Source organism: Streptosporangium sp. 'caverna' (assembly GCF_003203775.1).
In the GTDB taxonomy this organism is placed as follows: domain Bacteria; phylum Actinomycetota; class Actinomycetes; order Streptosporangiales; family Streptosporangiaceae; genus Streptosporangium; species Streptosporangium subroseum.
On sequence record NZ_CP029711.1, the window covers coordinates 1,420,965 to 1,433,638 of the forward strand.

The 12,674-nt window shown below is 67.6% G+C and carries 11 protein-coding genes; 6 read left to right on the top strand and 5 right to left on the bottom strand.

From position 1 onward, the window contains the following. Nucleotides 1-104: 104 nt before the first annotated feature. Complete coding sequence (locus DKM19_RS06385) at nt 105-1,688, top strand: peptide chain release factor 3 (protein WP_110694910.1); 1,584 nt, start codon at nt 105-107, stop codon at nt 1,686-1,688. 63 nt (nt 1,689-1,751) lie between these two features. After that, entirely contained in the window at nt 1,752-2,732 is a 981-nt protein-coding gene (locus DKM19_RS06390) for a Gfo/Idh/MocA family protein (protein ID WP_239514114.1), read from the top strand. 144 nt (nt 2,733-2,876) lie between these two features. Here DKM19_RS06390 and DKM19_RS06395 read toward each other — a convergent pair whose 3' ends face one another. The 5 genes from DKM19_RS06395 to DKM19_RS06415 form a co-directional block, all read right to left on the bottom strand. Beyond that, the gene (locus DKM19_RS06395; RefSeq protein ID WP_110694912.1) at nt 2,877-3,485 is read right to left on the bottom strand and encodes a hypothetical protein; all 609 of its coding nucleotides are present in this window, start codon (nt 3,483-3,485) and stop codon (nt 2,877-2,879) included. Nucleotides 3,486-3,878: 393 nt separating this feature from the next. Next, nucleotides 3,879-4,307, bottom strand: a complete 429-nt coding sequence (gene mscL / locus DKM19_RS06400) for a large conductance mechanosensitive channel protein MscL (RefSeq protein WP_110694913.1) — start codon at nt 4,305-4,307, stop codon at nt 3,879-3,881. A 51-nt stretch (nt 4,308-4,358) separates the two neighbouring features. Further along, nucleotides 4,359-4,559 carry a DUF397 domain-containing protein gene (locus DKM19_RS06405; RefSeq protein ID WP_110694914.1) on the bottom strand — a complete coding sequence of 67 codons (201 nt, stop codon included), beginning with the start codon at nt 4,557-4,559 and terminating at the stop codon, nt 4,359-4,361. Nucleotides 4,560-4,798: 239 nt separating this feature from the next. Next, nucleotides 4,799-5,011: a DUF397 domain-containing protein gene (locus DKM19_RS06410; protein WP_110694915.1), complete on the bottom strand. Its 213-nt coding sequence runs from the start codon at nt 5,009-5,011 to the stop codon at nt 4,799-4,801. A gap of 33 nt (nt 5,012-5,044) precedes the next feature. Beyond that, nucleotides 5,045-5,917 carry a helix-turn-helix transcriptional regulator gene (locus DKM19_RS06415; protein WP_110694916.1) on the bottom strand — a complete coding sequence of 291 codons (873 nt, stop codon included), beginning with the start codon at nt 5,915-5,917 and terminating at the stop codon, nt 5,045-5,047. Between the two features lie 288 nt (nt 5,918-6,205). Here DKM19_RS06415 and DKM19_RS49310 point away from each other — a divergent pair, with 288 nt between their 5' ends. The 4 genes from DKM19_RS49310 (at nt 6,206) to glgX (ending at nt 12,672) form a co-directional block, all read left to right on the top strand. Beyond that, entirely contained in the window at nt 6,206-6,586 is a 381-nt protein-coding gene (locus DKM19_RS49310) for a hypothetical protein (RefSeq protein ID WP_162641331.1), read from the top strand. Further along, a complete protein-coding gene (locus DKM19_RS06425) occupies nt 6,573-7,166 on the top strand; it encodes a hypothetical protein (RefSeq protein ID WP_162641332.1) in 594 nt (197 codons plus the stop codon). Before DKM19_RS49310 ends, DKM19_RS06425 begins: the two co-directional genes overlap by 14 nt. Nucleotides 7,167-7,221: 55 nt before the next feature. Next, on the top strand, nt 7,222-10,425 hold the full coding sequence (locus tag DKM19_RS06430) for a BTAD domain-containing putative transcriptional regulator (protein ID WP_110694919.1): 3,204 nt from the start codon (nt 7,222-7,224) through the stop codon (nt 10,423-10,425). A 141-nt stretch (nt 10,426-10,566) separates the two neighbouring features. Continuing rightward, nucleotides 10,567-12,672 (top strand): glycogen debranching protein GlgX, encoded by a 2,106-nt coding sequence (gene glgX / locus DKM19_RS06435; protein ID WP_204358677.1) that lies wholly within the window; start codon nt 10,567-10,569, stop codon nt 12,670-12,672. Nucleotides 12,673-12,674: the final 2 nt, after the last annotated feature.

The following is a 12,674-nucleotide window of genomic DNA, read 5'->3' on the forward strand; positions in this document are numbered from 1 at the left end:
AAGTGTTGCCACATCTGTTGACAGCTGTGGTGGCGCGTAAGCTGTTCGATGCCCCGGGCAGTACCGGGAATTCCCCACCTTACGCATGGCTAGGAGACAAGGAAATGGCCGCGATCATTCAGGAGGCGGCGCGCCGCCGCACGTTCGCGGTGATCAGCCACCCCGACGCCGGTAAGTCGACCATGACGGAGGCGCTGGCGCTGCACGCGTCCGCGATCACCGAGGCCGGCGCGGTGCACGGCAAGTCCGGGCGCAGGGGAGTGACCTCCGACTGGATGGAGATGGAGAAGGCCCGAGGCATCTCCATCACCTCCGCCGCGCTGCGGTTCGAATACCGCGGCCACATGTTCAACCTGGTCGACACCCCCGGTCACGCCGATTTCTCCGAGGATACCTACCGGGTGCTGGCCGCCGTCGACTGCGCGGTCATGTTGCTCGACGCGGCCAAGGGCATGGAGCCGCAGACCTTGAAGCTGTTCGAGGTCTGCAGGCACCGCAAGATCCCGGTCATCACGTTCGTCAACAAGTGGGACCGGCCGGGGCGTGAGGCGCTGGAGCTGCTGGACGAGATCCAGGAGCGGACCGGTCTGAAGCCCACGCCGATCACCTGGCCGATCGGTAACGGCGGCTTCTTCCACGGGGTGGCGGACCGTGCCGCCGACCGTATCGTCCGCTACACCCGCACCCCCGGCGGCGCCACCAAGGCCATCGAGACCGACCTGAGCGCCGAGCAGGCCCAGGCGGAGCTGGGCGAGGACTGGGAGCGGGCCAAGGACGAGATCGACCTGCTCTCGGCGATCGGCTCCGATCACGACCAGAAGACGTTCGAGGCGCACGAGTCCACCCCGGTGCTGTTCGGCGCCGCGCTGTCCAACTTCGGCGTCGGCCGCCTGCTGGACGCGATGGTGGACATCGCCCCGGCTCCCACTCCCCGGCCGGACGTCAAAGACGACCCGCGCCCGCTGGACGAGTCGTTCTCCGGGCTGGTCTTCAAGGTGCAGGCCAACATGGACCCCTCCCACCGTGACCGGATCGCGTTCGTCCGGATCTGCTCGGGCAAGTTCGAGCGCGGCATGGTGCTGACCCACGCGGCCACCGCCCGACCGTTCGCGACGAAATACGCGCAGTCGGTCTTCGGCCAGGAGCGCGCCACGATCGACGAGGCCTTCCCCGGCGACGTGGTCGGCCTGGTGAACGCCAGCGCCCTGCGCCCCGGCGACACGCTCTACGACGGTCCCGCCGTCGAGTTCCCGAAGATCCCGAGCTTCGCGCCCGAGCACTTCTCCACCGCCCGGGTCCGGGACTCCAGCAGGTCCAAGCAGTTCCGCAAGGGCATCGAGCAGCTGGATGCCGAGGGCGTGGTCCAGGTCCTGCGGTCCGACGTCCGGGGAGACCAGTCGCCGGTGCTCGCGGCGGTGGGACCGATGCAGTTCGACGTGGTCAAGCACCGGATGGCCGTCGAGTTCAACACCGAGATCGCGATGGACAGGCTCGACTTCGGCATCGCCAGGCTCACCGATGCCGAGTCGGCGCCGATCCTGGCCCGCCAGCGCGGGGTGGAGGTCTTCACCCGGACGATCGACGGAGCCCTGCTGGCGCTGTTCACCGACGAATGGCGCATGCGAGGCGTGATGCGCGAATATCCGGACCTCGTTTTGAACGCCCTGCTCGCCGACACACGCGGCTGATCGGCCCGTACGGCCCGCAGCGGGGGATCCCGGTGCGGGCTGTACGTGGTGAAATATGTTCTTATGAGTGCGATTAAGTGGGGAATTCTGGCGACCGGTGGTATCGCCGGCACGTTCACCGAGGACCTGAAGCTCCTGCCGGACGCCGAAGTGGTGGCGGTCGGATCCAGGACGATCGAGTCCGCCCGGGCCTTCGCCGACAGGCATGACATCCCCAGGGCGCACGGCAGCTGGGCCGAGCTCGCCGCCGATCCCGACGTGGACATTATCTACGTCGCCAACACCCAGAACGCCCATTACGACGCCGTGGTGACCTGCCTGAACGCGGGCAAGGCCGTACTGTGCGAGAAGGCCTTCACGCTCAACAAGGCCGAGGCCGCCAAGCTGATGGACCTCGCGCGGGAGCGGAGGCTGTTTCTGATGGAGGCCATGTGGATGCGCTGCATCCCGGCCATCCGCAAGATCGCGGAGCTGGTCGAGGGCGGCGCGGTCGGGCCGGTCAACACCGTCCACGCCGACTTCGGGATCTCCTTCTCCGTCGGGCCGGAGCACCGGCTCCGCGCCCCCGAACTGGGCGGCGGCGCGCTGCTCGACCTCGGGGTCTACCCGATCTCCTTCGCCTACCTCATGCTCGGCGACCCCACCAACGTGCAGTCCTGGGCGCGGCTGACCCCCGAGGGCGTGGACGAGAACACGGGCATGCTGCTCGGCTACGAGAACGGGGCGGTCGCCCTGCTCTCCTGCGGTATCAGCACCTCCAGCCCGGTCACCGCGTCGGTCTCGGGTCCCCTCGGCCGCATCGAGGTGCCGAACGGCTTCTTCCACCCCGACACCTTCACCCTGTATCCCACGGACGGCGAGCCGCAGACCTTCCACGTCCCCTTCGAGGGGACCGGCATGCTGCACGAGGCCGCCGAGGCCATGCGCTGCCTGCGGGAGGGGCTGCTGGAGAGCCCGCTGGTGCCCTGGCAGGCCACCCTCGACGTGATGGGCATCATGGACGAGGTGCGCTCGCAGGTGGGAGTCCGCTACCCCGGCGAATGAGCCTCCGGGGGCGTTCGGAAACTCCGGGGCGATCCGGTGCTCTACCGGTTTGACGGCCCGGACGTGCTCCAGCGGTCCGACAGGGTCCAGGGGTGTCGCCCAGGCCGTCCAGACAGGGCCAGGGGTCCCGGGGTAGCCAGTGATCTAGACGCGGCGCCACTCGTGGCGGTCCAGGAAGGCGCGGTCACCCGTGGCGTACTCGGTGAAGGCGTCCTGGACCGCCTCCAGGTCGGGGACATGAGTACGGAACATCAGATCCTTGGTGCTGTCCCGGTATTCCAGCTCGTATCCCGAGATCTCCGGGGAGCTCTGGATGAAGTGCTCGCCGAAGACGACCAGCGCCATGAACGGGTTCTGCGGGGACAGGGTGGCGAGCGCGTCGGAGATGAGCTGGAGGTCGGGGTTGACCACGATCATCCCGTCGCCCGTGCGCATCTCCATGGCGGGGTCGACGCCCAGCGGACCCAGGTTGTGCACGAGCCCGCGCTGCGGGTCGTAGCAGACCAGCTCGCACTCGGCGGCCAGGGCGAAGGCCTCGCCCGACACCTCGTCGGCCCGCTCCAGGTCCACGGTGACCAGGGCGTGGGCCGGCGAGAGCTGCTCGGCCTCGGGCAACAGCACGGTGAACGCCGCCACCCCGGGATGCGCCGTCGCGGCCCCCGGCTCCCCACGGCGGAGCGCCTGATAGACGTTCTCCGCATACTCCTTGGTGATCGGCTTGGGCTCATGCCAGACGGCCAGTTCGAAGCTCACGCTCCCATCATCCCGCAGGCCGTCTTCTGGCCGTCCCCGCCGGTCACGCCGAACGTCGCCCTCCCCGAACTCCATCCAGGTCTTCCCCGCCCGGGGCCCAGAGCCCTGTCCTCGTTGGTCCAACCCTCAGGCCACATCCGGTCGCAGAGGAATCAACTGCCCGGCGGAAGGGCCGATCCCCGATCGTCGATTTCAAACGGGTCGCGGATCCGGGCGATGAGAGCCGTCGATGCTCTTGGGTTCCGGGATCGAATGCCTGGAGTCTCTGAGCGATCGTTTGGGCAACGGGGAGATGTGATGAGCCTATTCCGACCTGCAGTTCGCCGGTAAACTGCCATTGGCAATACCAGGCTGTATGTTCAATTGGCAATTGCCAATGATACTTTCTGCGATTTATGCCGGAGGCTTGTCCGCCGCGGGGACGCGGGACAGTTCGGCGGTGCAGAAGGCACAGCGCCGGGCATCGAGGGGAATGTCACTCAGGCACTCTGGACATTCCTTCTCGGTGGCTTTCTTGTTCCTGTCGAAGAAGGAGATGAGCCGAGTCATCGGCATCACGACCAGCCAGTAGACGACAGAGGCGATGATCAGGAAGCTCAGCAGGTTGTTGACGAAGTCGCCGTACTTGAATTCGGCGCCGTTGACCTTGAACGCGTACTCGGCGAAGTCGGGCCCGCCGCCGCCGGTGATCGCCGCGATCAGCGGTGTGATGAGGTCCTTGACGAGCGCCTGTACCAGTCCGCTGAAGGTCGCCCCGATCACCACGGCTACGGCCAGCTCGACGAGGTTGCCTCTCACCAGGAACTTCTTGAATCCGCCCATCCTTTGTGTCCTCCGTTCGCGAGAACGCTCGGACTACCCACATATGCGGCATCAAACGTCGAGGGTGCCGCTCTTCACGGCCTCGATAAAAGTGCTCCACTCCTCGTGGGTGAATGACAGAACGGGCCCGGTCTCACCGTCCTTGCTGTCTCGTACGCCGACCCAGCCGTCCTGCGAAGTGATCTCGACACACTGACCGTTGTTGCACTTGGATCGCCAGATCGCTCCATGGAACCGCGAGTCGCTGTCCATACGTCTCCTCCTGGAAAGATTGACGACTCTTCTGCGGAAGAGCGTCGCGCCGCGATGATTATAGTCTATTTTTACCTCACTGACTGTGATCGTTTATTGTGGTTACAGAGAGGCGTGTGCCTGAAGTGTTATAGGGGATGAAATTTCGTGACCATCCGGTGGAAAGGGAAAACGGCGCCGGCGGGATCCTCCGCCGGCGCCGCTCGATGGTCTCATGCTTCCTTTATGGGAAGTCGAGCCTACAGGGCGAGCTCCCCGTCTTTGATGCTATGTATGAAAGACTGGAATTCCGTCACAGTGAACTCCAGAACCGGCCCACTCTGGTTTTTGCTGTCACGCATGGCCACACCTCCATCGGGAAGTCTGGCGATTTCCACACAGGATCCATTATTGCAGCGGCTCGAGATCTGCCACTCAAGAGTGGAGAGCCCGGCAGATTTGGAAGACGTCATCGTCTCTCCGTGAGAATCGTTGGGATTATTTTGTCAGATGACAGAACGCACCGATAGGGCGGCAAATCTGTCATATGCCCCCGCGATGTGGATGGCTGAATCTTGTGGGCTCAGAGCCACTGCGCGAAGATGGTTGAGCGTTTCTCTGAAACGTTCAAGCTCTTTGTCTTTCTCCAGGTAGAAGCTACCCATGAGGGTGTCTAGATAGACTGTGTCACCGATCGTCGAATCGGAGAATTCCAGTAAATTAAAGGCACTGTCGAACCCCATGTGTGCGCCAACCTTAAAGGGAATTACCTGAATGGTCACATGCGGCAGCTTCGCGGTCTCTCCGAGGCGAGTCAGCTGATTCATCATGACATCGATCCCACCCACGTGGCGATGCAACACGGATTCATCGAGAAGGACCCAGTACTTCGGCGGATGGGATCCGTATAGGCGTTCTTGGCGTTTCATCCGATAAGTGATGCGTTCTTCCAGAACATCCGAATCTATGCTCGGCAGGTATCCCTTGATGATCGCGCGAGCGTAGTCCTCGGTCTGGAGGAGTCCCGGGACGGTCGTCGTCTCGTACTCGGAGATCGACGTGGCGTCGATCTCCAAGCCGAGGAAGGGGCGGAAGTCGACGTCCTCCGTTGCCTGCCACCACACCTGTTGCTTGGCTTCTCGCGCCAGGGTCATCAGGGCGTCGATCTGTGCCTGGTCGGTTATCCCGTAGAAAAGGCACAGGTCGCGGACGTCCCTGGGAAGCGCGCCGCGCTGGGCGGTCTCGATCCGGCTGATCTTCGCCGATGAGCACTCAAGTTGTTCGGCGGCTTCCTTGATGCTCTTGCCGGCCTGCTCGCGGAGCTCGCGTAGGCGATTGGCAAGTTGCCGTCGGCGCAGAGTGGGATTGGTACCGGCCATCGGCGCTTACCTCTTCTTCCCCAATGGTGTAGGCGGCTGCGGCCTTGCTTTTGGAAGTCTTCCCAGGTCGTGGCGATGGTAACAGCCAGGGGGCAGTATCGTCTGGTAATCCCGGTAGGTAGCCGCCAAGGGTACATTCATGTGGCAATTGCCAACGGTAGTCGTCGATGGCACAAGCCTGGGTACAAGAAGAGCAAGGCCCTGACAGGGCAAACCTTCAAGGGGGTGTGAGCCTTGAAGCAAGACATCAAGGTCCGGGGTGGCCATTCGATCAACGTACGAAGCTTAGTGATCATCGGTCTCCGAGCGCTAGGCAAACGGGTCTTTGGCGAGATCGACGTCTTCGCGTGGGTGCAGGGCTGGGAGATCGATCGGAGCCGGTGGTTCCGCAGGGTGTACAGGGACCCGCGATTCGACACCCTGCAGGAGTGCGGCCTCTGCCGGGGCGAGGGCCGGACCGACGCGGGCGTTTCGGCAGACACCGGGACCGGGATCGGCACCGGGGTCGGGGTCGGGGTCGGGGTCGGGGTCGGCACCGGGGCCGAGATCGAGGTCGGGGTCGAGGTCGGGGTCGGCGGGGCGGCCGGGGGCGCCGGGGAGATGTGCGGGCTGTGCGGGGGCGGCGGGCGGATCCGGCGGCTCAAGGCGGGGGTGCGTGATGAGGCGTGAGGAGCCCGTGGCCCAGCAGGTCTCCACGACGCGCCGGGCGGCCATCATTCCGGCGGCGCGGACGGGTCCGCTCGCGCTGGTCTGGTGGTGGCGCTACGAGATCGGACTGGCCCTGTGCGTGCCCGTCGCCGCCGTCTGGGCGATGGGCACGCTCGGCTGGTACCGGGTGGTCCCCGCGGTCGCGCTGCTCGCCCTCCTCGTGGGGGCGGTGCCGGCCGTGAGGGCCGGCGTGTGGGGGCGGATCCGGTGCGTGTTCACCGCGCATCGGATCCGTTCCGGCTGCGTGGAGGCGCTGGTCGTCAACCGGCGGGGCCGCGTCCCGCACATCCTGTGGACGGCGGCGACCCCGTTCGGGGAGCGGGCCTGGCTGTGGTGCCGTACGGGCACCACGGTCTCCGATCTGGAAGGCGCCACCGAGGTGCTGGCCGTCTGCTGCCTGGCGCAGATCGTCCGGATCACGGCACACCCCCGATATCCCGCGCTCGCGATCGTGGAGGTGGTCCGTGAGGAAAAGGTCTGGGCCGACGGCACGGGCAGGTACGGCCGGTGCGAATCTCCCCTGGTGGCAGGGCGGCACTGACGTGGCCCGGGCACGGACGACTACTATCGGCCCCGTTCGCGAGCGAGGTGGCCGGATGGACTTTCGTGTGCTGGGGCCGGTCGAGGTGATCGCCGACGACGGGACGTCGCTGGACATCGGCCCCTACCAGCAGCGGGCGGTGCTGGCCATGTGCATGCTCGCCGTACCCCGCCCGACCGGGCCGAGCCAGATGATCGACGCGCTCTGGGAGGGCGGGCCGCCCCCGGGGGCGCTCAACACCGTTCAGGCCTACGTCTCCAAGCTCCGCCGCGTCTTCGAGCCCGGCAGGCGGCGGCAGGTGCCCCCGGCGATCCTGGTCACCAGACCCGGCGGTTATGCCCTCGACATCTCCGAGACCGCGCTGGACCTGGGCAGGGTACGGCGGCACGCGGCAGAGGGCGGGCGCATGAGCGCCGAGGGAGACCACGAGGGAGCGGGCGGGCGGCTGCGGCTGGCGCTGGAGGAGTGGCGGGGGGAGCCGCTCGCCGATTTCGCGGACGCCTCCTGGGCGGCGGAGGAGATCATTCGGCTCACCGAGCTCCGGCTGACGCTGGAGGAGGACCTGGCCCAGGCCGACCTCGCGCTCGGCCTGGGGGCCACGCAGGCCGCCGGGCTGGCCCGGCTGGTCGCCGCCCACCCGTTCAGGGAGAGGCTCCGCGTGCTCGGCGCCCACGCGCTCTACCAGGCCGGACGGCAGGCCGACGCGCTGGCCGTGCTCGCCGAGGGGCGCAGGCTGCTGGTGGAGGACCTGGGGCTGGACCCCGATCCCCGGTCCAGGGAGATGGAGCGGCGCATCCTCGCGCAGGATCCGGAGCTCACTCCCAGAGTCCGGGTGACGGTGAGGGAGAGCGCCCGGCTGGTGGGCCGGGAGGCCGAGGCCGAGGTGCTGGATCTCGCGGTCAGGGGTGACGGGCATCGGATGGTGCTGCTCGCCGGGGAACCGGGCATCGGCAAGACCAGCCTGGCCGAGCAGGCGGCTCGGGCCGCGCGGGCGCGGGGGCACCGCGTGGTCTGGGGCCGCTGCTGGGACGGCACGGGCGCGCCGCCCTTCTGGCCGTGGACGCAGGCCGTACAGGATCTGGTCGGCAGGGACGGCGAGCTGGCCCAGCTCGCGGGGGGCGGGCAGTTCGAGCTCTACGAGGCGTTCGCCCGGCTGCTGAACGAGCACGGCCGGGTCCTGGTCGTCCTCGACGACCTCCAGTGGGCGGACACGTCGTCGCTCCGGCTGCTGGAGTTCCTCGCCGCAACCCGGCTCTGCCCGGAGCTGACCGTGGTGGCGACCTACCGCGACACGGACGTACGGCAGGGCGGGGCTCTGGAGCGCGCTCTCGGGGTGCTGGTACGGCTGCCGAACGTGCGGCGGCTCCTCCTGCGAGGTCTGGCCGAGGAGGGGATCCGCGAATATCTCGGCCGGGCCGGCGCGGATCCGGGCCGGGCCGCCGAGATGGGCAGGCTGACCGCCGGCAACCCGTTCTTCCTGGGGGAGGTCCTGCACCTGGGCGGGACCCCCGGGGCGCTGTCCGACGTCGTGCGGGGCCGGATGGCCGGTCTCCCGCCGGGCACCGAGGAGGTGCTGACCGTCGCGGCCCTGCTCGGCCGGGACGCGGCGATCGACGTCCTGTCCCGGGTGGCGGAGCTGCCCCAGGACCGGGTGTCCGACATCGTCGACGCCGCGGTCGGGGCCCGGCTGCTGGTCGAGGACGACGGACCGGCCTATCACTTCGTCCACGACATCGTCCGGGACGTGCTGCGCGAGGCACTGCCGCCGCTGCGCCGGCGGCGGCTGCACGCGCGGGTCGCCGAGGTGCTGGAGGAGCGGAGCGGGACGCGTCTCGAGGAGATCGCCCACCACTACCGCGAGGGGCTGCTGACCACCCGGATGGCGGGAAAGGCCATCGGCTACACCCGGCGCGCGGCGGCCCAGGCGATGGCCTGGTTCGCCCCCGAGGACGCGGTGGAGAACCTGGAACAGGCGATCGAGCTGATCGACCGGCTGCCCAGGTCCGACGACGCGCTCCGCTGCGACCTCCTCCTCGACCTGGCCGAGGCGCAGACGGCGGCGGGGATGAGCATCGCGGCCCACGCCTCCCTGGAGGCGGCCGCGGAGATCGCGGAGGGGCTTGGCGACGACAACCGGCTGGCCCGGGCGGCGCTGGGCTTCACCGACCCGATCTACCTGGCGATGTATGAGGAGGTGACCGGCGTCGACCGGCTCTCCGAGCGCATCGACCGGGTCCTCGCCTCCGACCTGGCCGAGGACTCGCCGTGGCGGGCGCAGTTGCTCGCCGCCGCCGCGCTGACCGGTTCGACCGCCCGGCCCGTCGAGAGCAGCAAGGAGATCGCACGGGAGGCGGTACGGCTGGCCCGCGCCGCCGGCGACGACCGGACCCTGGCCAGGGCACTGATCGCCTGGGAGATCCTGCTGCGGTTCGACCACGATCACGACCTCAGGCGGTCGATCATCGACGAGATCGTGGAGATCGGCCGCCGCACCGGTGACCTGGCCACCGAGTGGATCGGCAGGGAGGCCGAATACGTGGAGCTGACCGCCCAGGGCAGGGCGGAGCGGGCCGTCGAAGCGCTGGCCTGGCTCAGGGAGACCGCGGACCGGCTGCGGCTTCCCTCGATGGTCAGCCTGGCCGCCTGGCAGACGGCGGTCCGCGCCTACCTGGGCGGGCGCTTCGCCGACGCCCTCGCCGCGGCCGACGCCTCGGGCGCGGCCCATCCGGAGGGGGCGCTGGGCCGGGGCGACGCCCGCCTGCGGCGCGAGGTGTTCCGTTTCCTGGCCCTGCGGGCGGAGCACGCGCCGGGCGAGGCGCTCGCGCTGGCCGACGAGATGCTCGCTCACCGTCCGGGCCAGCGGCCCTGGCAGATCCTGCGCTGCCTGGCCCTGATCGACCTGGCGAGGACGGATGAGGCGCGTACGATCTTCGCCGGGCTCGCCCGCGACGACTTCGCCCCGATCGGCCCGGAGCTGGCCTACAGGTTCGTGCCGGACGCCGTCAGCGAGATCTGCGCGGCGCTCGGCGACGTGGCCGCCGGGAGGGTTCTGTACGATCGGCTCGCCCCGAACGCGGGCCGGTCGCTGGGCTGGTCGGTGACCGACCTGTGCCTGGCGAGACTGGCCCTGCTGAACGGCGACGAGCGGGCCCCGGCCCACCTGCGGGCGGCGGAGGTCTTCGTCGGTGAGGCCGGGCTGCGCGTGTACGAACCCGCACTCCGTTCACTGATGGGGTTTCATGTGAACCATGCCGGTTAGAGGTGTCCCTACCCCCCTCTGATCGTGCCGCTGGCAAAGGCGTGTCATTCCTTGAGTCTGAGTTCACCGTGACAGGAGTAGGAATGTGTGCATGGCTGGGAAAACATGGGGCATATTTGTCCACCGCTGAAGGGCGGTGCAATGATCGAGATCTGGCCGGGTGACCCCTATCCTCTGGGGGCGACCTATGACGGCGCGGGAGCCAATTTCGCGCTCTTTACCGAGGCCGCGGAACGCGTCGAGCTGTGCCTGTTCGACGACGACAACCAGGAGACCAGGGTCACCCTCACCGAGTGTGAGGGATACGTCTGGCATGGATATCTGCCGGGCATCGGCCCCGGGCAGCGGTACGGCTACCGCGTGCACGGTCCGTACGACCCTGCGAACGGGCAGCGGTGCAATCCCAACAAGCTCCTGCTCGACCCCTACGCCAAGGCGGTGGAGGGGGATGTGAAGTGGGACGAGGCGGTGTACGGCTACCGCTTCGGCCAGCCGGACAGCCGTAACGACGCCGACTCGGCCCCGTTCGTGCCCCGCTCCATCGTGATCAACCCGTTCTTCGGGTGGGGACACGACCGTCCGCCCAGCACGCCGTACCACAACACGGTGATCTACGAGGCGCACGTCAAGGGCCTGACCATCAACCACCCGAAGATCCCCGAGCGGATCCGCGGCACCTACGCGGCGATCGGCCACCCGGAGATCATCGATCACCTCACCTCGCTCGGGGTGACGGCGATCGAGCTCATGCCGGTGCACCAGTTCGTCACCGACCACGTCCTCGCCGAACGGGAGCTGACGAACTACTGGGGCTACAACAGCATCGGGTTCTTCGCCCCGCAGAACTCCTATTCGAGCACCGGCCAGCGCGGCGGGCAGGTGCTGGAGTTCAAGGCCATGGTGAAGGCGCTGCACGAGGCGAACATCGAGGTCATCCTCGACGTGGTCTACAACCACACCGCCGAGGGAAACCACCTGGGTCCGACGCTGAGCATGCGGGGGATCGACAACGCCGACTACTACCGGCTGGTCGAGAACGACAAGCGCTACTACATGGACACCACGGGGACCGGCAACAGCCTGTTCATGCGCTCCCCGCACGTGCTTCAGATGATCATGGACTCGCTCCGCTACTGGGTCATCGAGATGCACGTGGACGGGTTCAGGTTCGACCTGGCCGCCACGCTGGCGCGGGAACTGCACGAGGTCGACCGGCTGAGCGCCTTCTTCGACCTGGTCCAGCAGGACCCGGTGCTGTCGCAGGTCAAGCTGATCGCCGAGCCCTGGGACGTGGGTCCGGGCGGTTACCAGGTGGGCAACTTCCCCGCCCGGTGGACCGAGTGGAACGGCATGTACCGCGACACGATCCGCGACCTGTGGCGGGGCGAGCCCGCCTCGCTGCCGGAGTTCGCCTCCCGGCTGACCGGCTCCAGCGACCTCTACCAGGACGACAGCCGCCGCCCGGCCGCCTCGATCAACTTCGTCACCTGTCATGACGGGTTCACCCTCCAGGACCTCGTCTCCTACGACGGCAAGCACAACGAGGCCAACGGCGAGAACAACCGGGATGGCACCGACGACAACAGGTCGTGGAACTGCGGCGAGGAGGGACCCGCCTCACTGGCGATCGAGTCACTGCGCGAGCAGCAGAAGCGCAACTTCCTGACGACGCTGTTCCTGTCCCAGGGCGTGCCGATGATCTCTCACGGCGACGAGCTGGGCCGCACGCAGCAGGGCAACAACAACGTCTACTGCCAGGACAACAAACTGAGCTGGGTGGACTGGTCGGACGTCCGGGAGAACTGGCTGCTGCTGGAGTTCACCCGGCGCCTGGCCAAGCTCCGCGCCGACCACCCCGTCTTCCGGCGGCGCCGGTTCTTCTACGGCCGGCCGGTACGCGGCTCGGAGGACAATCTCAGCGACATCGCATGGTTCACCCCGAAGGGGGAGAAGATGACCGATGGGGACTGGAACGTGGGCTACGCCAAGTCGCTGGCGGTCTTCCTGAACGGCGAGGCCATCACCGAGCCGGACCGCCGGGGACGGCAGATCACCGACGACTCGTTCCTGCTCCTGTTCAACGCGCACCACGATGTCATCAAGTTCACGATTCCCAAGGACTACGGCGAGATGTGGCTGATGGAGATCGACACGGCGATGCCGATCACAGTTGACACCCGGATCTGCCGGGCGGGCGAAAGCGTGCCGGTCGTCGGCCGTTCGGTAAGGGTGTTGCGTCGTGTCTGAGC

Coding starts and splice junctions, on each gene's coding strand:
- DKM19_RS06415 (WP_110694916.1), bottom strand. CDS start 5,917: ATGGCCGGTACCAATCCCACTCTGCGCCGACGGCAACTTGCCAATCGC.
- DKM19_RS06390 (WP_239514114.1), top strand. CDS start 1,752: ATGAGTGCGATTAAGTGGGGAATTCTGGCGACCGGTGGTATCGCCGGC.
- DKM19_RS06430 (WP_110694919.1), top strand. CDS start 7,222: ATGGACTTTCGTGTGCTGGGGCCGGTCGAGGTGATCGCCGACGACGGG.
- DKM19_RS06410 (WP_110694915.1), bottom strand. CDS start 5,011: ATGACGTCTTCCAAATCTGCCGGGCTCTCCACTCTTGAGTGGCAGATC.
- mscL (WP_110694913.1), bottom strand. CDS start 4,307: ATGGGCGGATTCAAGAAGTTCCTGGTGAGAGGCAACCTCGTCGAGCTG.
- glgX (WP_204358677.1), top strand. CDS start 10,567: ATGATCGAGATCTGGCCGGGTGACCCCTATCCTCTGGGGGCGACCTAT.
- DKM19_RS06385 (WP_110694910.1), top strand. CDS start 105: ATGGCCGCGATCATTCAGGAGGCGGCGCGCCGCCGCACGTTCGCGGTG.
- DKM19_RS06405 (WP_110694914.1), bottom strand. CDS start 4,559: ATGGACAGCGACTCGCGGTTCCATGGAGCGATCTGGCGATCCAAGTGC.